This window comes from Aminobacter niigataensis, from assembly GCF_946995915.1.
GTDB classification, from domain to species: domain Bacteria; phylum Pseudomonadota; class Alphaproteobacteria; order Rhizobiales; family Rhizobiaceae; genus Aminobacter; species Aminobacter niigataensis.
This window is the reverse complement of sequence record NZ_OX341517.1, coordinates 1,791,272-1,812,118: the sequence shown is the minus strand read 5'-3', so window position 1 is coordinate 1,812,118 and position 20,847 is coordinate 1,791,272. Positions and strand designations below refer to the sequence as shown.

Annotated in this window: 19 protein-coding genes; 10 read left to right on the top strand and 9 right to left on the bottom strand. The window is 64.9% G+C overall.

Going from position 1 to position 20,847, the window contains the following annotated elements; genetic code table 11:
- Positions 1-2: 2 nt before the first annotated feature.
- Positions 3-368, bottom strand: coding sequence for a hydroxyisourate hydrolase (gene uraH / locus O1Y97_RS08805; RefSeq protein ID WP_318763764.1), 366 nt, complete (start codon positions 366-368; stop codon positions 3-5).
- A gap of 178 nt (positions 369-546) precedes the next feature.
- Here uraH and puuE point away from each other — a divergent pair, with 178 nt between their 5' ends.
- Genes puuE through O1Y97_RS08785 form a run of 4 tightly spaced genes read left to right on the top strand, consistent with a single transcriptional unit; the run spans position 547 to position 3,951 of the window.
- Complete coding sequence (puuE, locus tag O1Y97_RS08800) at positions 547-1,980, top strand: allantoinase PuuE (RefSeq protein WP_318763763.1); 1,434 nt, start codon at positions 547-549, stop codon at positions 1,978-1,980.
- 5 nt (positions 1,981-1,985) lie between these two features.
- Positions 1,986-2,831: a bifunctional allantoicase/(S)-ureidoglycine aminohydrolase gene (locus O1Y97_RS08795; protein ID WP_318763762.1), complete on the top strand. Its 846-nt coding sequence runs from the start codon at positions 1,986-1,988 to the stop codon at positions 2,829-2,831.
- Positions 2,832-2,852: 21 nt separating this feature from the next.
- Positions 2,853-3,353 (top strand): ureidoglycolate lyase, encoded by a 501-nt coding sequence (locus O1Y97_RS08790; RefSeq protein ID WP_318764178.1) that lies wholly within the window; start codon positions 2,853-2,855, stop codon positions 3,351-3,353.
- Positions 3,354-3,357: 4 nt separating this feature from the next.
- The gene (locus tag O1Y97_RS08785; protein WP_318763761.1) at positions 3,358-3,951 is read left to right on the top strand and encodes a nucleoside deaminase; all 594 of its coding nucleotides are present in this window, start codon (positions 3,358-3,360) and stop codon (positions 3,949-3,951) included.
- Positions 3,952-3,958: 7 nt separating this feature from the next.
- Here O1Y97_RS08785 and O1Y97_RS08780 read toward each other — a convergent pair whose 3' ends face one another.
- The gene (locus O1Y97_RS08780; protein ID WP_318763760.1) at positions 3,959-4,240 is read right to left on the bottom strand and encodes a type II toxin-antitoxin system RelE family toxin; all 282 of its coding nucleotides are present in this window, start codon (positions 4,238-4,240) and stop codon (positions 3,959-3,961) included.
- The gene (locus O1Y97_RS08775; protein ID WP_108606984.1) at positions 4,230-4,478 is read right to left on the bottom strand and encodes a type II toxin-antitoxin system Phd/YefM family antitoxin; all 249 of its coding nucleotides are present in this window, start codon (positions 4,476-4,478) and stop codon (positions 4,230-4,232) included. The genes O1Y97_RS08780 and O1Y97_RS08775 overlap by 11 nt, the downstream gene beginning before the upstream one ends.
- A 147-nt stretch (positions 4,479-4,625) precedes the next feature.
- Between O1Y97_RS08775 and O1Y97_RS08770 the strand changes: the two genes are divergently transcribed.
- The 5 genes from O1Y97_RS08770 (at position 4,626) to O1Y97_RS08750 (ending at position 11,826) form a co-directional block, all read left to right on the top strand.
- The gene (locus O1Y97_RS08770; RefSeq protein WP_318763759.1) at positions 4,626-6,632 is read left to right on the top strand and encodes a CocE/NonD family hydrolase; all 2,007 of its coding nucleotides are present in this window, start codon (positions 4,626-4,628) and stop codon (positions 6,630-6,632) included.
- A gap of 142 nt (positions 6,633-6,774) precedes the next feature.
- Entirely contained in the window at positions 6,775-8,358 is a 1,584-nt protein-coding gene (locus O1Y97_RS08765) for an ABC transporter substrate-binding protein (protein WP_318763758.1), read from the top strand.
- 16 nt (positions 8,359-8,374) lie between these two features.
- Positions 8,375-9,334, top strand: coding sequence for an ABC transporter permease (locus tag O1Y97_RS08760; RefSeq protein ID WP_318763757.1), 960 nt, complete (start codon positions 8,375-8,377; stop codon positions 9,332-9,334).
- Positions 9,335-9,344: 10 nt separating this feature from the next.
- Positions 9,345-10,175 (top strand): ABC transporter permease, encoded by an 831-nt coding sequence (locus O1Y97_RS08755; protein ID WP_318763756.1) that lies wholly within the window; start codon positions 9,345-9,347, stop codon positions 10,173-10,175.
- Positions 10,168-11,826: an ABC transporter ATP-binding protein gene (locus tag O1Y97_RS08750; RefSeq protein WP_108606979.1), complete on the top strand. Its 1,659-nt coding sequence runs from the start codon at positions 10,168-10,170 to the stop codon at positions 11,824-11,826. The genes O1Y97_RS08755 and O1Y97_RS08750 overlap by 8 nt, the downstream gene beginning before the upstream one ends.
- A gap of 269 nt (positions 11,827-12,095) precedes the next feature.
- Here the strand turns inward: O1Y97_RS08750 and O1Y97_RS08745 are convergent, their stop codons facing one another.
- The 6 genes from O1Y97_RS08745 to O1Y97_RS08720 form a co-directional block, all read right to left on the bottom strand.
- Positions 12,096-13,037 carry an alpha/beta hydrolase gene (locus O1Y97_RS08745; protein WP_318763755.1) on the bottom strand — a complete coding sequence of 314 codons (942 nt, stop codon included), beginning with the start codon at positions 13,035-13,037 and terminating at the stop codon, positions 12,096-12,098.
- Between the two features lie 214 nt (positions 13,038-13,251).
- On the bottom strand, positions 13,252-14,034 hold the full coding sequence (locus tag O1Y97_RS08740; RefSeq protein ID WP_318763754.1) for a carnitinyl-CoA dehydratase: 783 nt from the start codon (positions 14,032-14,034) through the stop codon (positions 13,252-13,254).
- A 109-nt stretch (positions 14,035-14,143) separates the two neighbouring features.
- The gene (locus O1Y97_RS08735) at positions 14,144-16,402 is read right to left on the bottom strand and encodes an acetate--CoA ligase family protein (RefSeq protein ID WP_318763753.1); all 2,259 of its coding nucleotides are present in this window, start codon (positions 16,400-16,402) and stop codon (positions 14,144-14,146) included.
- 72 nt (positions 16,403-16,474) lie between these two features.
- Positions 16,475-17,638, bottom strand: coding sequence for an acyl-CoA dehydrogenase family protein (locus O1Y97_RS08730; protein ID WP_318763752.1), 1,164 nt, complete (start codon positions 17,636-17,638; stop codon positions 16,475-16,477).
- 4 nt (positions 17,639-17,642) lie between these two features.
- The gene (locus O1Y97_RS08725) at positions 17,643-18,722 is read right to left on the bottom strand and encodes a carnitine 3-dehydrogenase (RefSeq protein ID WP_183264524.1); all 1,080 of its coding nucleotides are present in this window, start codon (positions 18,720-18,722) and stop codon (positions 17,643-17,645) included.
- A 32-nt stretch (positions 18,723-18,754) separates the two neighbouring features.
- Positions 18,755-19,672, bottom strand: coding sequence for a BKACE family enzyme (locus O1Y97_RS08720; protein WP_318763751.1), 918 nt, complete (start codon positions 19,670-19,672; stop codon positions 18,755-18,757).
- A gap of 77 nt (positions 19,673-19,749) precedes the next feature.
- Between O1Y97_RS08720 and O1Y97_RS08715 the strand changes: the two genes are divergently transcribed.
- Complete coding sequence (locus O1Y97_RS08715) at positions 19,750-20,730, top strand: GlxA family transcriptional regulator (RefSeq protein ID WP_318763750.1); 981 nt, start codon at positions 19,750-19,752, stop codon at positions 20,728-20,730.
- The last annotated feature ends 117 nt before the right edge of the window (positions 20,731-20,847 follow it).

The window sequence follows — 20,847 nt, the reverse complement described above, 5'->3', positions numbered from 1 at the left end:
GCTCAGCTGCCCCTGTAGGTGGAATAGCTGTAGGGGGAGATCAGCAGCGGCACATGATAGTGCGTTCGCTCGGCCATGCCAAAGCGGATCGGCACGATGTCGAGGAAAGCCGGCTGCGGCAGCTCGGTGCCCTGGCGGCGCAGATAGTCGCCGGCCGCGAAGACGAGTTCGTATTCGCCCGTCAGGAATTCGTCGCCGGCAAGCAGCGGCGCGTCGCAGCGGCCGTCGGAGTTGGTGGCGACCTTCTTGAGCAAGGTCCGCACATCGCCCCCGATGCGGAACAGCGAAATCGACAGCCCCTCGGCAGGCTTGCCGGATGCAGTGTCAAGGACATGGGTGGTGAGGCGTCCGCCTTCAGCCTTTGTCATTCGCTCTCCCTACTGGCGACACGCGCCATCATCATTGATTTTGCGCCATTTAATGCCATTGCATAAGGTGCGGTCGAGAACACCGCTACAAAAAGACTTTCAAAATTTTTCGAGGGAATGTCTGCTGCTCCTTTCGCTATCCTGCTCCAGTGGCAGTAATCGACCGGTTCGAGGGATCATGCGTTACGTAAGAGACATGCGCGGCTATGGCGCGAACCCACCAGATCCGAAATGGCCCGGCGGCGCCAACGTCTGCGTGCAATTTGTGGTCAATTACGAAGAGGGCGGCGAGAACAACGTCCTGCACGGCGACGCAGCCTCCGAAGCCTTCCTGTCCGAGATCGTGGGCGCGGCCCCGTGGCCGGGCAAGCGCCACTGGAACATGGAATCGATCTACGAATACGGCGCCCGCGCCGGCTTCTGGCGGCTCCACCGCATGTTCACCGAAGCCAAGGTGCCGGTGACCGTCTACGGCGTCGCCACCGCTCTTGCCCGCTCGCCCGATCACGTCGCGGCGATGCAGGACGCGGACTGGGAAATCGCCTCGCACGGCCTGCGCTGGATCGATTACCGCGACCACGAGGAGGCTGCCGAACGCGCCGACCTGCTCGAAGCGATCCGCCTGCACACCGAAGTCGTCGGCGAACGCCCCACCGGCCTCTATCTAGGCCGCACCTCGGTCTATTCGGTGCGCCTCGCCGCAGCCGAAGGCGGCTTCGAATGGATTTCCGACACCTATGACGACGAGCTGCCCTACTGGCTCGACCATGACGGCCATGGCAATGCCATTCCGCCGCAGCTGGTCATCCCTTACACGCTCGATGCCAACGACATGCGTTTTGCGACCGCGCAAGGCTTCAACTCGGGCGACCAGTTCTACGCTTATCTCAAGGACAGCTTCGACACCCTCTATGACGAGGGCGCCAAGGGCCGCCCGCGCATGATGAGCATCGGCCTGCACTGCCGCCTCGTCGGCCGTCCCGGCCGTGCCGAGGCGCTGCGCCGCTTCATCGAGTACGTACAGGGCCACGACAAGGTCTGGATCGCCCGCCGCGCCGACATCGCCAGGCACTGGCGCGAAAACCACCCCTACCAGCCGCAGGCGCTGCGCCCTTCGCGCATGGCGCGCGACGAATTCGTCCAGCGCTTCGGCTCGATCTTCGAGCATTCGCCCTGGATCGCCGAACGCGCCTTCGAATTCGAGCTCGGACCGGCTCATGACAGCGCCGGCGGCCTGCACAATGCACTCTGCCGCGCCTTCCGATCGGCGAGCGAGACAGAGCGGCTCGGCGTGCTCGCCGCCCACCCCGACCTCGCCGGCAAGCTGGCCCAGGCCAAGCGCCTGACGGAGGAATCAACCAAGGAGCAGGCATCCGCCGGCCTCGACGCGCTGACCGACGCCGAGCGCACCCGCTTCACCGAGCTCAATGCCACCTATGTCGAGAAATTCAGCTTCCCCTTCATCATCGCAGTGCGCGACAATGACAAGGCAAGCATCCTGAAGGCATTCGAGACCCGCATCGCCAACAGCCGCGACCAGGAATTCGCCGCCGCCTGCAAGCAGGTGGAACGCATCGCCTGGTATCGCCTCAACGACCTCCTTCCAAGCTAAGAAAAATGGCAAAACGCTCCTATTATGCGCCGAAAGGCGGCCTCCCTCCCCAGACGGACCTGATCACCGACCGCGCCGTCTTCACCGAAGCCTATGCGGTGATCCCGAAGCGCGAGTTTTCGGACATCGTCACCAGCTTCCTGCCGCACTGGGACAAGACGCGGCTGTGGGTCATCGCCCGTCCGCTCTCGGGCTTTGCCGAGACCTTCTCGCAATACATCATGGAAGTGCAGCCCGGCGGCGGCAGCGGCCGGCCGGAACCCGATGCGGGCGCTGAAGGCGTGTTCTTCGTCGTCGAGGGCGAAGTGACCGTGACTGTCGCCGGCAAGAACCATGTGCTGACGCCGGGCGGCTACGCCTATTTGCCGCCGGCGAGCGGCTGGACGGTGCGCAATGCAGGCAACGAGACGGCGCGCTTCCACTGGATCCGCAAGGCCTATGAATATGTCGACGGCCTCGACGCGCCCGATCCGCTGTTCCTCAACGACAACGACATCGAGCCGAATGCCATGCCGGATACGGATGGCAGATGGGCGACGACCCGCTTTGTCGATCCCAACGACCTGCGCCACGACATGCATGTCACCGTGGTGACGTTCGAGCCCGGCGGCATCATCCCCTTCCCGGAAACCCACGTCATGGAGCACGGCCTTTACGTGCTCGAAGGCAAGGCGGTCTACCGGCTGAACAACGACTGGGTCGAGGTCGAGGCCGGCGATTTCATGTGGCTGCGCGCCTTCTGCCCGCAGGCTTGTTATGCCGGCGGCCCCGGCAGGTTCCGCTACCTGCTCTACAAGGACGTCAACCGCCACATGCAGCTCGGCGCCTTCAACGCCACGCGTCGCCGTTGAGGGTCAGCCATGTCGGGTGAGATGAAGCAGATCGTGGCCAAGCCCCTGACGCGCGAAAGCTTCGCCGAGTTCGGTGAGGTGATCGACACCAACTGCGACAGCCACTACCCGATCAACGCAGGCAAATGCGAGCGCTATCACGCGCTCGCCCGTGTCGAGGCGGCCGGCCCCGACGGCCACGTCATCATCAACATCTTCAAGGGCACGCCCTATCCGTTCCCGCTGAAGCTTTCGATGGTCGAGCGGCATCCGTTCGGCAGCCAGGCCTTCATTCCGCTGTCGCCGCGGCCTTACCTCGTCGTCGTCTGCCACGACATCGGCGACGGCCCGGGCGAGCCGCACGCCTTCGTCGCCGCGCCCGGCCAGGGCGTCAACTATCCGCGCAATCTCTGGCACGGCGTACTGACGCCAATCGGCGAGAACCAGGACTTCGTCGTCGTCGACCGTGGCGGCACCGGCCCCAATCTCGAAGAGTTCCATTTCTCGCACCCCTACGAAATCGTCCTTCCGGAAGGCTTCTGAGCAAATGGCCGAACTCTCGCTGATCGAGCGCCTCTTCGACGTCATCGAACACGACATCGTGCCCAAGACCGCCGAAGGCGTGACGAAGGGCAACAAGCTGTTCGGCGCAGCACTGCTCGCCAAGGACGACCGTTCGCTGGTGCTGGCCGAGACCAACAACGAGCTCGAAAACCCGCTCTGGCACGGCGAGATGCATTGCCTGAAGCGCTTCTACGAGATGCCCAAGGCCAACCGTGCCGACACCAAGGACCTGATCTTCCTGTCGACCCACGAGCCCTGCTCGTTGTGCCTGTCGGCCATCACCTGGGCTGGATTCGACAATTTCTACTATCTGTTCAGTCATGAGGATTCGCGCGACAGCTTTGCCATCCCGCACGACCTGAAGATCCTGAAAGAGGTCTTCACGCTCGAGCCGGGCGGCTACAACGCCGACAACGCCTACTGGAAAAGCTTTTCGCTACGCAAACTGGTCCGCGAATTGCCCGAACCCGACCGCAAGCGGATGGAAGAGCGCGTGGCCAGGATTTCGGCGCTCTACGACGAGATGTCCGGCACCTACCAGGCGAGCAAAGGCGATAACGACATCCCGTTGAACTGACGCGAACTCAGCGCCTCGCCGCCTTGGCATAAAGCTCGAGGCGGTCGCGCCGGCCTATGGCGATGACCAGCACCACCAGCCTGCCATCCTCCACCTCGTAGACAAGGCGATAGCCGGCACTTCGCAGCTTGATCTTGTAGCGGTCCTTGGCGCCATGCAGCTTGGCCGAGGGGACGCGCGGGTTTTCACAGCGCTCCTTCAGCTTCTTGCGGAAGTGCTCGCGTGTATTGGCGTCGAGCGCGTTCCATTCCTTCAGTGCGGTTTCGAGGAACTCGACCTCATAGCGCATCCAGGTCGACCCGGATGCGCTTTTCGCCCTTGCGCGCGTCGGCAATCGCGTTGAGCTCGATGTCCTCCAGCCGGTCCATCATCGCCTCGAAGGCCTTGGCAGGCACGCAGTAGAAGGCCGGTTCGTTGCGATTGAGAATGGCGACCGGAAACCCTTCCCCGGCAGCCACCGTGCCCATCGGGTTCCTTTTCAGCTCCGAGACGCTGGCAGTAACTTCGGCAAGAACTGTGTTCGGCATCTTCGTGGCCCTATTGCGAGAGCTACAAATAGTACCTTTAAGAGGTCATTTCAATCTGCTGTGCCCTGCGCCTGCCGGTGACGTTTCCGCGCTAGCCAGCGGCGGCGCCGGCGTGCACAAATGACGAAGCACAAGACTGGAATATCAATGAAAACCATCACCGAATTTCCGCGCGACATCGTCGAATTTCCCGACATGGGCATCGTCATGCCCGATGGCACGCGCCTGTCGGCGCGGGTGTGGATGCCCGCCGATGCCGACCAGGACCCGGTGCCCGCCATCCTCGAGCACCTGCCCTACCGCAAGCGCGACGGTACGACGACGCGCGACTGCCTGACCCATCCCTACTTCGCCGGCCATGGCTATGCCTGCATCCGCGTCGACATGCGCGGCAACGGCGATTCCGAAGGGCTGATGGAGGACGAATACACCGAGCAGGAGTGGCAGGACGCCTGCGACGTCATTGCCTGGGCGGCAGCCCAGCCCTGGTGCAACGGCAAGGTCGGCATGATGGGCATCTCCTGGGGCGGCTTCAACGGCCTGCAGGTGGCGGCGAAACAGCCAACGGCCCTGAAGGCGGTCATCACTTTGTGCTCGACCGACGACCGTTATGCCGACGACATCCACTACAAGGGCGGGTTGCTGCTCAACGAGAACATGGGCTGGGGTGCGACCATGCTGTCCTACTCGTCGCGACCGCCAGACCCAGCACTCGTCGGCGACAAATGGCGCGACATATGGCTCGACAGGCTTGAGCATGAGCCGTTCCTGCCGGCGGTCTGGCTGAAGCACCAGACCCGCGATGCCTACTGGAAACGGGGCTCGGTCAACGAAAACTATTCCGCCATCAAGGCCGCCGTGCTGGCCGTCGGTGGTTGGGGCGACGCCTACAAGAACGCGGTGTCTCGTCTGGTCGCGGGCGTACAGGCGCCGGTCAAGGGCATCGTCGGCCCGTGGATCCACAAATACCCGCATTTCGCCGTGCCCAATCCGGCCATCGGCTTCCTGCAGGAAGCCCTGCGCTGGTGGGACCGTTGGCTCAAGGGCAAGGACACCGGCGTCGAAGACGACCCGGCGATGCGTCTCTACATCATGGATTCCGAGCCTCCGCGCGACTGGTATCTCGAACGCCCGGGCCGCTGGATCGCCGAACGGCAGTGGCCGTCGCCGAACATTGCCGCCACGCGCCTTGCGCTCGGTGCGAATGGCATATTGGCCGAGGACGCCAGGCTCGACGCGGCCGTGTCGATAAACTCGCCCCAGGATTGCGGCATGGACGGCGGCGAATATTGCGCCATCTGGCTCGGGCCGGAACTGCCGGGCGACCAGCGTTCCGACGACGCCAAGTCGGCCTGCTTCGACGGTGCTGTGCTCGACGCCTCGCTCGACATTGTAGGGGCGCCGGTCATCCGCCTGAAGCTAGCAGCCGACCGCCGGCACGGCATGGTCGCGGTGCGCCTGTGCGACGTCCAGCCGGGCGGCGCCTCGACCCGCATCACCTATGGCGTGCTCAACCTCTGCCACCGCAACGGCCACGAACTCCCTCAGGACATTGTGCCGGGCGAGACGATGGCGATCACGCTCAAGCTCGACGACATCGCCTACCGCGTGCTGCCCGGCAACCGGTTGCGTGTCGCCGTGTCCTCGACCTACTGGCCGCTTGTCTGGCCGTCGCCGGAAGAGGTGACGCTGACCCTCCATGACGGCGCCATCGACCTGCCGGTACGCCCCTCCGGCGACGGCGATGAATGGACCTTCGAGGAACCCGAGGGGGCGACGCCCTGGCAGACCGAAACACTGCGCGAAAGTTCGAACAGCCGCACTGTCGAACGCGACGAAACGGCGAGCACGGTCAGCCTGCGCATTGTCGACGACTTCGGCGAAATCCGCGATTCCGACCACGGCCTGGTCATCGGCGATGTCGCCCGCGAACTCTGGACAATCGATCCGTCCGACCCGCTTTCTGCCCATGGCGAGACCCACTGGACGCAGACTTTGTCGAGAAACGACTGGACCGTCCGGACCGAAACTTTCACGACGATGCGTTCCGACGGCCAAAACTTCCAGTTGACCGGCCGGATCGAGGCTTATGAAGGCGAGAAGCTCGTCTTCGAGCGCGATTTCGACGAGTTTATCGCGCGCGATCATATCTGACGCGGAAGCGGCTTGGTCCAAATGCGACGTGGTGATTGCGCCACTCGATGTCGCATTCGGCCTTGCCGATGCCCTTACGTTACGGTCAATATTGCTACCAGAAGTCGAGCAATAACGACCGCCAGAGTGAGGAGCCTTTCCAATGTCGAATGAACTGGAATATCTGAGCCGCCGAGTCGCTGCGGGCAAATTGAACCGCCGTGACTTCCTGGGCCGCGCCGCGGCCCTGGGCGTCGCGGCAAGTTTCGCGAACTCGTTGCTCGCCAGCGCCGCCAGGGCTGAAGGCCCGGTCAAGGGTGGCATCCTTCGCGCCGGCATGCAGGGTGGTGCCGCCACCGACAGCCTCGATCCGGCGTCGTGGTCGAGCCAGGTGCCCTATTTCTTCGGCCGCCAGTGGGGCGAGCAGCTGGTGCAGATCTCGCCCGAGGGCGAGCCCAAGCCGGCGCTCGCCGAGGAATGGGGCGCATCCGACGACGCCAAGACCTGGACCTTCAAGATCCGCAAGGGCGTACAGTTCCACGACGGCAAGGAGATGACCCCCGCCGACGTCGTGGCGACTATCGAGCGCCATTCCGACGAGAAGGCGAAGTCCGGCGCGCTTGGCCTGATGGGCGGCATCGCCTCGGTCAAGGCCGACGGCCAGAACGTCGTGTTCGAGCTCAAGGAGGCCAACGCCGACCTGCCCTTCCTGCTCGACGACTACCACCTGATGATCCAGCCCAATGGCGGCAAGGACAAGCCCGACGCCGGCATCGGCACCGGCCCCTACAAGATCACCGTCAACGAGGCCGGCGTGCGGCTCGGCGGCGAGAAGTTCGCCAATTACTGGCGTGACGACCGCGGCTTTGCCGACCAGATCGAAATCATTGTCATCAACGATGCCACGGCCCGCACGTCTGCGTTGCAGGGCGGCCAGGTCGATATCATCAACCGCGTCGAGCCGAAGATCGTCGAGTTGATCAAGCGCGTGCCGGGTGTGGTCATCCGCAACGTCGCCGGCCGCGGCCATTACGTCTTCATCGCCCACACCAACACGGCGCCCTTCGACAACAACGATCTGAGGCTTGCGCTGAAATACGCGCTCGACCGCGAGGAGATGCTGCAGAAGATTCTGATGGGCTACGGCTCGGTCGGCAACGACACGCCGATCAACAAGGCCTATCCGCTGTTCACCGAGATGGAGCAGCGCAAGTACGATCCGGAAAAGGCAGCCTTCCACTACAAGAAGTCGGGCCATTCCGGCTCGGTTCTGCTGCGCACCTCCGACGTCGCCTTCCCCGGTGCGGTCGATGCCGCCCAGCTCTACCAGCAGAGCGCGGCCAAGGCCGGCATCACGCTCGAGGTCAAGCGCGAGCCCGGCGACGGCTACTGGTCGGAAGTCTGGAACAAGCAGCCCTACTCGGCTTCCTACTGGGGCGGGCGCCCGACCCAGGACCAGATGTATTCGACCGCCTACTATTCCAAAGCCGAATGGAACGACACGCGTTTCCAGCGCGAGGACTTCGACAAGATGCTGTTTGCGGCGCGCTCCGAGCTCGACAACGACAAGCGTAAGAAACTCTACGCCGACATGGGCCAGATCGTCCGCGACGAAGGCGGCGTGATCACCCCGATGTTCAACGACTTCATCGACGCAACCAGCGCCAAGGTCGGCGGCTGGGTCGATGACGGCAACCAGGAGATGATGGGCGGCTACGCGCTGTCGAAGTGCTGGCTGAACGCCTGACAAGGGCGTTGAGCGCATGTCCGATCCGATTCTGAAACTGATCGCCCAGCGCATTGCGCTGGGCCTTCTCCTGCTCCTGGCCGTTTCGGTCCTGATCTTCGCCGGCACCCAGATCCTGCCCGGCGATGTCGCCCAATCCATCCTCGGCCAGTCGGCCACGCCCCAGGCGCTCGCCAATCTGCGCGAGGAACTCGGCCTCAACGACCCCGCCATCGTCCGCTATTTCAGGTGGCTCGGCGGCGTCCTCACCGGCGACCTCGGCACGGCCCTGTCGAGCCGGCAGGACATCGCCGCCTCGATCGGGGGACGCCTGTGGAACACGCTGTTCCTCGCCTTCTGGGCCGCTGTCGTTTCCGTGCCGCTGGCGATCATCCTCGGCCTGTTGGCCGTGCGTTACCGCAATGGCTGGATCGACAAGACCATCTCCGGCCTGGCACTTGCCTCGACCTCGCTGCCCGAGTTCTTCATAGGCTACCTCCTGGTCTATTTCTTCGCCGTGAAGCTGCAGTGGTTCCCGGGCATCTCCACCGTTTATGACGGCATGCCTTTCCTCGAACGCATGAAGGCGATCGCCCTGCCGGCAACCGCGCTGACACTGGTGGTGCTGGCCCACATGATGCGTATGACCCGGGCCGCGATCCTCAATGTCATGCAGTCGGCCTATATCGAGACGGCGGAGCTCAAGGGTCTTTCGCCCTTCGACATCATCCGCAAGCACGCCTTTCCCAATGCGATTGCGCCGATCATCAACGTGGTCATGCTCAACCTTGCCTTCCTCATCGTCGGCGTGGTCGTGATCGAGGTGATCTTCGTCTATCCCGGCATGGGGCAATACCTCGTCGACCATGTCGCCAAGCGCGACGTGCCGGTGGTGCAGGCAGTGGGGCTGATCTTCGCAGCGGTCTATATCGGCCTCAACATCGTCGCCGACATTGCCGCCATCGTCGCCAATCCACGCCTCCGGCATCCGAAGTGAGGGGCGCGCCATGCTGGACCTGAAACGCATCCCCCTTGGCGCCGCGATCGGCCTGATCCTGACCGCATTGTTCCTCATCGCGGCGATCTTCGCGCCGCTCATCGCACCCTATGGCCTCGGCGAGATCGTCGGCGACGTCTGGGCGCCGGCCTCCGGCCAGTTCCTGCTCGGCACTGACAATCTCGGCCGCGACCTGCTTTCGCGCATGATCTACGGCGCGCGCACCACCATCTTTATCGCCGTCATGGCAACCGCCTTGTCGTTTTCGCTCGGCGCGATACTGGGCTTCACCGCCGCCGTCGTCGGCGGCTGGTTCGACACCGGCATGTCGCGCTTCGTCGACTTGCTGATGGCGATCCCGACGCTGATCTTCGCGCTCGTGGTGCTGTCGGTGCTGCCCTCGACCTTGCTGACCCTGATCCTGGTGATGGGCACTCTCGACGCAACGCGCGTCTACCGGCTGTCACGCGCGGTTGCCGTCGACATCAACGTCATGGACTTCGTCGAGGCGGCCAAGCTGCGCGGCGAAGGCAAGGGCTGGATCATCTTCCGCGAGATCCTGCCCAACGCGCTGTCGCCGCTGGTTTCCGAACTCGGCCTGCGCTTCATCTATGCCGTCCTGTTCCTTTCGGCTCTGTCCTTCCTCGGCCTGGGCGTTCAGCCGCCGGATGCCGACTGGGGCGGCATGGTCAAGGAAAACAAGGACGGCATCGTCTTCGGCATCCCGGCAGCCCTGATCCCGGCCGCCGCGATCGCAGCACTCGCCATCTCCGTCAACCTCGTCGCCGACTGGGTGCTCAACCGCACCACCGATCTCAAGGGAGGGCGTGGCAATGGCTAAGGCACCCGCGAACGGCTCCGGCCCGCTGCTCGACATCCGCAACCTCAGGATCGAGGCCAAGGTCTACCCACCCGGCGAGGCACCGCGCACCATCACCCTGGTGCACGACGTGTCGCTGACGCTGGAAAAGGGCAAGGTGCTTGGCCTGATCGGTGAATCGGGCGCCGGCAAGTCGACCATCGGCCTGTCGTCGATGGCCTATGGCCGCGGCGGCGTGAAGATCACCGGCGGCGAGATCCTGCTCAACGGCCGCGACATCCGCAAGGGTGGCACGCAAGGCATTCGCGCCCTGCGCGGTCGCGAGGTGTGTTACGTCGCGCAGTCCGCCGCCGCCGCCTTCAACCCCGCCCACCGGTTGATGGACCAGGTCGTCGAAGCCTCGATCCTGCACGGCGTGGCGAGCCGGGCGGAGGCCGAAAAGCGCGCCGTTGCGCTGTTCAGGAAGCTCAGCCTTCCCGACCCGGAAAACATCGGCAACCGCTTCCCGCACCAGGTCTCGGGTGGCCAGCTACAGCGTGTCATGACCGCCATGGCACTCTGTTCCGAGCCCGACCTGATCGTCTTCGACGAACCGACGACCGCACTCGACGTCACCACCCAGATCGACGTACTCGCCGCGATCAAGGAGGCGATCCGCGATACCGGCGTGGCAGCACTCTACATCAGCCACGACCTCGCTGTGGTCGCGCAGGTCTCCGACGAGATCATGGTGCTCCGGCACGGCAAGCTGGTCGAATGGGGCGGCACGCGCCAGATCATCAAGGAGCCACGCCAGGAATACACCAGCGCACTCGTCTCGGTGCACGAGATCGAGCACCAGGAGAAAGCGCCCGGCGCCAACCCGTTCCTTTCGGTCAGGAACGTCACCGCCGCTTATGGCGGCGGCACGATCAAGGTGTTGAAGAACGTCTCGGTCGACATCCTGCCAGGCCAGACGCTGGCCGTCGTCGGCGAATCCGGCTCCGGCAAGTCGACGCTGGCCCGTGCCATCACCGGCCTTCTACCGCCCGAGCAGGGCAGCATCACCTTTGCCGGACGCACGCTTTCCAATCGCCTCGCCGACCGCAGCCGCGACGATCTGCGCGAGTTGCAGATGATCTACCAGATGGCCGACGTGGCGATGAACCCGCGCCAGACCGTGGGCACGATCATCGGCCGTCCGTTGGAGCTCTATTTCGGCATGGGCGGCAAGGAGCGCGATGCCCGCGTCGCCGAACTGCTCGACAAGATCGAGATGGGTCGCGGCTTTGCTGATCGCTATCCGGCCGAGCTTTCCGGCGGGCAGAAGCAGCGCGTCTGCATCGCCCGTGCGCTCGCCGCCAAGCCGCGTCTGATCATCTGCGACGAGGTGACCAGCGCGCTCGACCCGCTGGTCGCCAACGGCATCCTCAAGCTGCTGCTCGGGCTGCAGGCCGAGGAAGGCGTCGCCTATCTGTTCATCACCCACGACCTGGCAACGGTGAAATCGATCGCCGATTCCATCGCCGTCATGTATCGCGGCGAGGTGGTGCGCTACGGGCCGAAGTCGGAAGTGCTGAAACCGCCCTTCGACGCCTACACCGACCTGCTGTTGTCGTCGGTGCCGGAAATGGAGATCGGCTGGCTCGAAAAGGCGATCGGCGGACGCAGGATGGCCAGCGCGGGGAATTGAGGGAACGTAATAGGTGTGTCCTTCGAGGCTAGCCTTTCAGGCGAGCACCTCAGGATGAGGACCGTTGCGTTCCTTCGCACCCCCTCTCTGGCCTGCCGGCCATCCCCCCACAAGGGGGAGATCATGCCTTCATCGGCCCGGGCGGCCAACCACAAAGATTGCAAGCCGGGCCCTGCTGGTTCGCAGGGCAGCGTGACTAATCTCCCCCCTTGCGGGGGAGATGGCCGGCAGGCCAGAGAGGGGTGCTAAGGGCCGCTAACCTCTAACCGTCACCATACCCACTCGCCACGCCCCAGCACCGCCACAGCATCGACGATACGCGTGAAGCTTTCGCGGGCGCGGCCGACGCTGTGGCGGGCGCGCAGGTAGCCGTGCACAAGCCCCGGCTCCTCGAACCAGAATGCCTTGCCGCCGGCGGCGACGATGCGCTCGCCATAGGCCTCGCCGTCCGACGACAGCGGATCGCACTCCGCCGTAATGACGACAGTCGGCGGCAGGTTGGCGAAATCGCCATCGGCCAGCGGCGACAGCGTGATGTCGCCGGTGCGGTCTTCCCCGCCGGTGCGGATGTCCTGGTAGAAATCGAGGTCGCGCATGGTCAGCATCGGCGCCTCGGTGTGCCTGACATAGGAACCGCGGCTGCGGTCGCCGCCCAGGCCGGGATAGATCAGCAACTGCCCGACCGGATGGCGCTTGTGGCCGCGCGTCGCATGGCTGACGGCAGCCGCGATGTTGCCGCCGGCGCTGTCGCCAGCGAGCACGATGGGCTGACTGTATTTGCCAGTTGTCCATTCGAACGCCACCATTGCATCGTCGAAGGCTGCCGGATGCAGGTGCTCCGGCGCCAGCCGATAGTCCACTGACGCCACTTCGTAGCCGGTTCGGCCGCAGAGCTCGGCGCAAACATCGTCATGGCTGTCGAGCCCGCCGAGGATGAAGCCGCCACCATGGAAGTAAAGTACCACGGCCTCTGGCGCCTTGCCGGCCAGGCGATAGATGCGGACGGGCACGTCGCGCGCCGGAGCAGCGATAGCCGTCGTCTCGGCCGACACGCCCTCCGGGTAGCCGGCGAAGAACTCCCGGCACATGCGGTCGTAGATCTCGCGCTGCTGGGCAATCGTGTAGTCGACGGTGTCGGGCGGATAGTAGGAGTTCGTCCGCTCGATGAATGCCCAGGTCTCGGCGTCGATGAGCTTTGTGTAGTCGGTCATTGGAGCAGGCCTTGGTAGCGCTCCTTCACGCCCCCCTCTGGCCTGCCGGCCATCTCCCCCACGAGGGGGGAGATCAAGCGCTTCGCCGGCGGCCCACCTCTTGAAACGTTGGCGGTTGGCGAAAGCCGGGACGACAGGTGATCTCCCCCCTTGAGGGGGAGATGGCCGGCAGGCCAGAGGGGGGCGAGACGGAACGTAATCACTTGCACGGAGCCTACTTCCCCTTCCACACCGGGTCGCGCTTCTCGGCGAATGCCTTGAAGCCCTCCAGATTGTCCTCCGAGGCGTAGAGTTCGTCCACCGTTGGGAATTGCCGCTTGGTGATGCGGTTCATCGTTTCCTGGAAGCCCATCACCTCGGCCGCGCGCGCCACCTCCTTGATGGCGGCGAAGACCAGCGGCGGGCCGCCGGCGAGCAGCCGGGCGATCTCCCAGACGCGGCCTTCGAGCTTGTCGGCCGGCAGTACCTCGTTGACCAGCCCCCAGCGATGCGCCTCGGCGACATCCATCCAGCGGCCGGTGAGCAGGAGGTCCATCGCCACGTGATAGGGAATGCGCTTGGGCAGCTTGATGGTCGCGGCGTCCGCCAGCGTGCCGGCCTTGATTTCGGGCAGCGCGAAGCTCGAATGCTCCGAGGCGTAGATCAGGTCGCAGGACAGCGCCAATTCGAAGCCGCCACCCACCGCCATGCCGTTGACGCAGGCAATCACCGGCTTGTTGAGGTCGCGCAGCTCCTGCAGCCCGCCGAAGCCGCCGACGCCATAGTCGCCGTCGACCGCATCGCCGCTTGCCGCAGCCTTCAGGTCCCAGCCGGCCGAGAAGAACTTCTCCCCCGCCGTCTTCACGATGGCGATGCGCAGCCCGTCATCGTCGCGAAAGGCCTTGAAGGTCTCGCCCAAAAGCCGCGACGTGGCGAGGTCGATGGCGTTGGCCTTGGGCCGGTCGAGCGTGACCTCGAGGATCACACCCTCCCTGCGGGTTTTCACGACGTCGGACATGTTTTCTCTCCTTCGGCAGGTTGCCAACGGTGCAGTTCTCCTCTCCCCGACGGGGAGAGGTCGGCCGAGCGAAGCGGAGGCCGGGTGAGGGGACGATCATCGAGCCCCCTCACCCGGCGGCTTGCGCCGCCACCCTCTCCCCGTTGGGGAGAGGAGAAGAAGTCACCAACAGCGCATCAGCGATCCAGGCACCCTGCCCTTCACCACAGACGATCAGCGGATTGATGTCGAGTTCCTCGATGCGGTCGGCATAATCGGACACAAAACCGGCAATGGCTATTATTGCATCCACGGCCGCACCAACGTCCGCCCTGGCACGGCCACGATAGCCGTCGAGCAGCGGATACATCTTCAGCCCCTTCAGCGCTGCCTCGACCTCGCCGCGCGAGGCAGGGAGCAGCAGCGTGGCGCTGTCCTTGATGAGTTCGACCAGCACGCCGCCGGTGCCGATGGTCATGACAGGGCCGAACAGCGGATCGCGAGTGACGCCGACGATCAACTCGGCCACGCCGCCTGAGACCATCTTCTCGACATAGAGGCCGGTGCCGAGCGGCAAAAGGGCTGAAGCAGCCGCGCCGACCTCCTCGGCATTCTTCAAACTTAACCTGACGGCACCGAGTTCGCTCTTGTGGGCAACGCCCAGAGCCTTGAGCGCGACGGAATAGCCCAGCGCCTCCGCCGCCGCGATGGCCTCGGCGACACTCGCCGCACGGCGGCCGGCCGGCACGGTGAGTCCAGCATCACGCAGCAAGGATTTGGCAGCGGCTTCGTCGAGCTGGGTATCCTCCCCCCTTGAGGGGGAGGTGCCCGCGAAGCGGGCGGAGGGGGTAACCTCAGAAGGCACCGCCGACGCATCGTGCACGACCCCACCCCGATCGGCTCCGCCGATCGACCCTCCCCTCAAGGGGGAGGGATCGCGCCGCCACGCCTCGCCAATCGTCGCTGCAGCTTCCGCCGCGTCCATCGCCTCGGCGATCCCCTGTAACGGCACGATGCCGCGCGAAAACAGGTCTGCGGCGTGGTCCTCGGTCAGGTTCTCCGACATCGACGCCACCACGGCACCGCGCGCGCCATTGGTCTTCAGCGCTACCTCGAAGGCCCGCACGGTCGGCCACCAATCCGCGTCCGAGCAGCGGTCGTTGCGCGGGAAGTCGAGCACCAGCATGTTGAGGTCGAAACCGCCTGACGCCATCGCCGTGAAGGTGGCCGTCATCGCCGGTTCGTCGTTCCAAATGAAGGTGTGGTAGTCGAGCGGATTGGCGACCGCCACGAAGGCGCCGAGCGTCGATTTTATCCTCGTATAGTGCTCAGGCGTGAGCGCCGGGAAACGCAGCCGCCGGCCCTCGGCGTTGTCGGCCATGACCGACGCCTCGCCGCCCGAACAGCTCATCGAAGACAGCGTGAAGCCGGGCAGCGGGCCGACTGCGTGCAGCAGCTTCAGCGTTTCCAGCAACGACGGGATGGTGTCGACGCGGGCGATGCCCAGCCGCTTGAGGAAGGCGTCCGATGCGGCATCCGACCCGGCGAGCGACGCCGTGTGCGAGATCGTCGCCTTGCGCGCCTGCTCGGAGCGGCCGACCTTCATGGCGACGATCGGCTTGCCCAGTTCGCGTGCCCGCGCCGCCAACCGCTCGAAACCGTCGACGGTGTCGAAACCTTCGATGTGCAGGCCAAGGCACGACACGCGCTCATCCTCGATCAGGCCCAGCGTCATTTGGGAAAGGCCGGTCTGCGCCTGGTTGCCGGCGGTCATCAGGAAGGCGACCGGCAGGCCGCGCTTCTGCATGGTCAGGTTGCAGGCGATGTTGGAGGACTGCGTGATGATGGCAACGCCGCGGGTGCCCGGCGCCAGCCTCTGGCCGCCGTGCTGGTCGGGCCACAGAAGCGCTCCGTCGGCATAATTGATAAGGCCGTAGCAGTTGGGGCCGATGACCGGCATCTGGCCCGCAACTGTGACGAGTTCTCCCTGCAGCCGTTCGCCGTCGGCATCGTCGCTGCCAGCTTCGAGGAAGCCGGAGGCAAAGCAGATCGCCCCGCCGGCGCCGCGCTCGGCAAGTTGAGCAATCACCTCGATAGTCAGGAAGCGGTTGACGCCGACGAAGGCTGCGTCTGGGGCTGCGGGCAGCTCTGCGACCGAACGGAAAGTCCTGATGCCCTCGACCTTGTCCTTGGTCGGGTGCACCGGCCAGATGTCGCCGGCAAAGCCCATCTTCAGGCACTGCTTGACCACGGCCGCGGCCTGCGAGCCGCCGAACACCGCAATCGACTTAGGCCGCAGCAGGCGTTCGAGGCGCCCTTTACCCTCCCCCTTGTGGAGAGGGTCGACGCGCAGCGTCGGGGTGGGGGTGTCAGAAGTCGAGCAAGACATTGTTTCACCCCCACCCGGCCCTGCGGGCCACCCTCCCCACAAGGGGGAGGGTCGAACAAGAAACCAGATCGCTCATCCACCCACCGCCCTGAGCAGCGCGCGCGAAATGATGTGGCGCTGGATTTCCGACGTGCCTTCCCAGATGCGTTCGACGCGCGCGTCGCGCCAGATGCGCTCCAGCGGCAGGTCGTCCATCAGACCCATGCCGCCATGGATCTGGATCGCTTCGTCGGCGACGAAGGCCAGCATCTCCGTGGCCTTGAGCTTGGCCATCGCCATGTCCTGGTCGGTGACCGTGCCCTGGTCGTATTTCCAGCCGGCCTCCATCACCATCAGCTCAGCCGCCTTGAGCTCGGTCGCCATGTCGGCCAGCTTGAACGACACGCCCTGGAACTTGCCGATCTGCTGGCCGAATTGCTCGCGTTGGGCGGCATATTCGATGGCGTGGCCAAGCGCGCGCTCGGCGCGGCCGAGGCAGGTGGCACCCACCTGAAGGCGCGTCGCACCCAGCCAGCTGTTGGCGACTTCGAAACCCTTGTGCACCTCGCCGAGCACTTGAGCTGCCGGCAGGCGACAATCGTCGAACTCCAGCACCGAATTGGTGTAGCCGCGATGCGAGACGTTGCGGTAGCCGTCACGCACGGTGAAACCGGGCGTGCCCTTGTCGACGAAAAACGCAGTGATCTTCTTGCGCTTGCCGCGCGGACTTTCTTCCTCGCCGGAGGCAATGAAGACGATGGCGAAGTCGGCGATGTCGGCATGGGAGATGAAGTGCTTGGTGCCGTTCAGCACCCAGTCGCTGCCATCCTGGACAGCACTCGCCTTCATGCCGCGCAAGTCGGAACCGGCGCCTGGCTCGGTCATCGCCAAACAGTCCGATTTCTCGCCGCGAATGCAGGGGAAGAGATACTTCTCGCGCTGCTCGGGCGTGCCGGCGAGCAGGATGTTGGACGGGCGCGCCACGCAGGTCCAGTGCAGCGCGTAATTGGCGCGGCCGAGCTCCTTTTCGTAGAGCAGCCAGGTCAGCGTATCGAGCCCGGCGCCACCGACATCAGCCGGCATGTTGGCGGCATAGAGCCCGGCGGCAATCGCCTTTGCCTTGATCTCCTCGACCAGCTCGCGCCGGAGATGGCCGGTGCGCTCGACCTCGCCCTCGTGCGGATAGAGCTCGTTCTCGACGAACGCGCGGGTGGTGTCGACGATGAGCTGCTGTTCCTCGGACAGACCGAAATGCATCGTCTCAGCCCTTCTTCTTGGCAGCTGCCTTCTTCACCGGCTTGCTCGCCTTGGCCTTTTCGGCAGCCTTGGAGACCTTGGGCTTGGCCTGGGCGGCGAGCTGCTTGGTGTAGTCCTTGTAGAGCGCGCCGGCGCCCCAGCCCTTGCCCTTGTTCTGCTTGGACAGCGCATCCATGATCGCAACGAGATTGTCGTCGCGGATCTTTTCCAGCTCGCGGATCGACCATTTGTCGGACTGCTCGTCGGACTGGGTGGCGATCAGGTCGACCAGCTCGTCGTTGAACTCCGGCACGTCCATCAGCTTGGTCCACGGCCATTTCAGGCACGGCCCGAACTGCGCCATGAAGTGGCGCATCCCGGCCTCGCCACCGGCGACCCGATAGACCTGGAACATGCCCATCTGGGCCCAGCGCAGGCCGAAGCCGTAGCGCATGATGTCGTCGAGTTCCTCCACCGAGCAGATACCGTCCTTGATCAGCCACAGCGCCTCGCGCCAGGCCGCTTCCAGCAGGCGGTCGCCGACGAAGGCCTCGATCTCCTTGCGGATGACGACAGGCTTCATGCCGATGGAAGAATAGATCTCCTTGGCGACCTCGATCGCCTCGGGGAAGGTCTGTGCGCCGCCGACGATCTCGACGATGGGCAGGAGATAGACCGGGTTGAACGGATGGCCAACCACCAGTCTTTCAGGATGCTTCTTCATCGCCACCTGCATGTCCGATGGCTTGATGCCGGAGGTCGACGAACCGATGATCGCATTGGCCGGCGCATGCATGTCGATCTCGGCCAGCACCTTGTGCTTGAGGTCGAGCCGCTCCGGCACGCTTTCCTGGATGAAGTCGGCGTCCGCCACCGCTTCCGCAATGGTCTTGGCGTAGGTCAGCTTGCCTTCCTTGGGCAGGCCGCCTGGCAGCATCTGCTTGTAGGCACGGCGCGCGCCCTTCATCACTTCGCCGACCTTGCGCGAAGCCTCCGGGTCGGGATCGAAGATCGACACGTCGATGCCGTTGAGCAGCAGCCGCGCCACCCAGCCGGCGCCGATAACCCCGCCGCCAATGGCGGCTGCTTTCGAAATTGTGCTCATGAAAATGCCCCTCCCGGCAGATTTGTCAGCGATCAAGCCGCCAGCGGCGCGCGCTTGACGAGGTTCAGCTTCTTGCGCACCTCTTCCGGCCCGATAACTCGCGCGCCCAAGGTCTCGACGACGGTGACCGCCTTCTCGACCAGCTGCGCGTTGGTGGCGAGAACGCCCTTGTCGAGCCAGAGATTGTCCTCGAGGCCGACGCGCACATTGCCCCCGGCAAGCACAGCCGCCGCCGCATAGGCCATCTGGTTGCGGCCGAGCGAGAAGGCCGAGAAGGTCCAGCTCTTCGGCACGTTGTTGACCATCGCCATGAAGGTGTTGAGGTCGTCGGGCGCGCCCCACGGCACCCCCATGCACAGCTGCACCAGCGCGTCCGGCGCAAGCACGCCCTCCTCCACCAGTTGCTTGGCGAACCAGAGGTGGCCGGTGTCGAAAGCCTCGATCTCGGGCTTGACGCCCATCTCGGTCATCATGCGACCCATCGCGCGCAGCATGCCCGGCGTGTTGGTCATGACGTAGTCGGCCTCGGCGAAATTCATCGTGCCGCAGTCAAGCGTGCAGATCTCCGGCAGGCACTGGCGCACATGCTCGACGCGGTTGGTGGCGCCGCCCATGTCGGTGCCGGCTTCCTTCAGCGGCAACGGGCTTTCGACGCCGCCGAACACCATGTCGCCGCCCATGCCGGCGGTCAGGTTCAGCACGACGTCGACATTGGCCTCGCGAATGCGCTCGGTCACCTCGCGGTAGAGCTGGATGTCGCGACGCGGCTTGCCGGTATCGGGATCGCGGACGTGGCAGTGGACGATGGCAGCACCCGCCTTGGCCGCTTCGATCGCCGAGTCGGCAATCTGCTTGGGCGAACGCGGCACCAGGTGGCTGCGATCCTGCGTGCCGCCGGACCCCGTTACGGCACAGGTAATGAAAACCTCGCGGTTCATCTCGAGCGGCATCGCATTCCTCCCTTTACGAAACTTGACGGATCATCGCGCCGCTTGCATCGACTTGTTTTGCGTTTTACGAAACTCAAATGGCCAAAAGCGAAAAGCCGACAATCTTTCGCGAAGAGCGCTCGCCGCTCAAGGTGACGATGCTGGTCTTCTCCGGCGCGTCCATCATGTGCGTGGCATCGGCCGTCGACCCCCTGCGCGCCGCCAACCGCATTGCCGGTGAGACGCATTTCGACTTCCGGCTGGTATCCGCCACCGGCGAGCCCGCGATCACCACCTGCGGCCTGCCGGTGGCGGTATCCGGCGCCTTCGACCCCGACGAGGCCTGCGACGTGCTGATGGTCATCGCCGGCTTCGGCACGCAGGGCTACACCACGTCGAAGCTGCTCGGCGGCATCAGGCGCTGCGCCCGCCAGGCCCGCGCGGCCGGCGGCATCGAAGCCGGCACCTGGCTGGTCGCCCGCGCCGGGCTGCTGGAAGGCCGCACTGCGACCACCCACTGGGAGGACATGGAGGATTTCGCCGCCGCCTTCCCCGATGTCGAGGTCCGCCCTGACCGCTACATCATCGACGGGCCGGTCTTCACCTCGGGCGGTGCGGCGCCCACCTTCGACCTGATGCTGCATCTGGTACGCTCGCGGCTCGGCATGGCCACCGCGCTCGATGTCGCCAGCGTCTTCATCTACGACCAGTCGCGCGCCGCGACCGATGCCCAGCCGCTGGTCTCGCTCGGCCGGCTCGATGGCTACGACCCGCGCCTTGCCCAGGCGATCCGGCTGATGGAGGCGCATGTCGACCAGCCGCTGACGATTGCCGCGATAGCAAAACGTGCAGGCGTCACGGCGCGGACGCTCGAAAGCATCTTCCGCGCCTCGATCGGCGAGACGCCCGGCGCCTACTATCTCAGGCTAAGATTGAACGCCGCGCGAAGGCTGGTGGTCGACACCCGCGTCAGCATGGCCGAGGTCGCCGAGCGGACCGGCTTTTCCTCGGCTGCCGCCTTCTCCCGCAGCTTTTCCCGCGCCTTCGGCACGCCGCCGGTGAGGATGCGCAAGGGCTGAGATTGCGCCTTGCGGGAGACCAGCTCAAGGCAGAATACCCCCACCCTCAATCCCTCCCCACAAGGGGGAGGGAAGCTTTGCGTCGCGCCATACGATCCGATCGCGGGAAAATCTCGC

Bases quoted from the DNA above. Each gene is read 5' to 3' on its own strand.
- O1Y97_RS08765 (WP_318763758.1), top strand. From the start codon at position 6,775: ATGTCGAATGAACTGGAATATCTGAGCCGCCGAGTCGCTGCGGGCAAA.
- O1Y97_RS08760 (WP_318763757.1), top strand. From the start codon at position 8,375: ATGTCCGATCCGATTCTGAAACTGATCGCCCAGCGCATTGCGCTGGGC.
- O1Y97_RS08785 (WP_318763761.1), top strand. From the start codon at position 3,358: ATGGCCGAACTCTCGCTGATCGAGCGCCTCTTCGACGTCATCGAACAC.
- O1Y97_RS08770 (WP_318763759.1), top strand. From the start codon at position 4,626: ATGAAAACCATCACCGAATTTCCGCGCGACATCGTCGAATTTCCCGAC.
- O1Y97_RS08725 (WP_183264524.1), bottom strand. From the start codon at position 18,722: ATGAGCACAATTTCGAAAGCAGCCGCCATTGGCGGCGGGGTTATCGGC.
- O1Y97_RS08755 (WP_318763756.1), top strand. From the start codon at position 9,345: ATGCTGGACCTGAAACGCATCCCCCTTGGCGCCGCGATCGGCCTGATC.
- O1Y97_RS08735 (WP_318763753.1), bottom strand. From the start codon at position 16,402: ATGTCTTGCTCGACTTCTGACACCCCCACCCCGACGCTGCGCGTCGAC.
- puuE (WP_318763763.1), top strand. From the start codon at position 547: ATGCGTTACGTAAGAGACATGCGCGGCTATGGCGCGAACCCACCAGAT.
- O1Y97_RS08775 (WP_108606984.1), bottom strand. From the start codon at position 4,478: ATGCCGAACACAGTTCTTGCCGAAGTTACTGCCAGCGTCTCGGAGCTG.
- O1Y97_RS08780 (WP_318763760.1), bottom strand. From the start codon at position 4,240: ATGCGCTATGAGGTCGAGTTCCTCGAAACCGCACTGAAGGAATGGAAC.
- O1Y97_RS08745 (WP_318763755.1), bottom strand. From the start codon at position 13,037: ATGACCGACTACACAAAGCTCATCGACGCCGAGACCTGGGCATTCATC.
- O1Y97_RS08795 (WP_318763762.1), top strand. From the start codon at position 1,986: ATGGCAAAACGCTCCTATTATGCGCCGAAAGGCGGCCTCCCTCCCCAG.
- uraH (WP_318763764.1), bottom strand. From the start codon at position 368: ATGACAAAGGCTGAAGGCGGACGCCTCACCACCCATGTCCTTGACACT.
- O1Y97_RS08720 (WP_318763751.1), bottom strand. From the start codon at position 19,672: ATGCCGCTCGAGATGAACCGCGAGGTTTTCATTACCTGTGCCGTAACG.
- O1Y97_RS08740 (WP_318763754.1), bottom strand. From the start codon at position 14,034: ATGTCCGACGTCGTGAAAACCCGCAGGGAGGGTGTGATCCTCGAGGTC.
- O1Y97_RS08715 (WP_318763750.1), top strand. From the start codon at position 19,750: ATGGCCAAAAGCGAAAAGCCGACAATCTTTCGCGAAGAGCGCTCGCCG.
- O1Y97_RS08750 (WP_108606979.1), top strand. From the start codon at position 10,168: ATGGCTAAGGCACCCGCGAACGGCTCCGGCCCGCTGCTCGACATCCGC.
- O1Y97_RS08790 (WP_318764178.1), top strand. From the start codon at position 2,853: ATGAAGCAGATCGTGGCCAAGCCCCTGACGCGCGAAAGCTTCGCCGAG.
- O1Y97_RS08730 (WP_318763752.1), bottom strand. From the start codon at position 17,638: ATGCATTTCGGTCTGTCCGAGGAACAGCAGCTCATCGTCGACACCACC.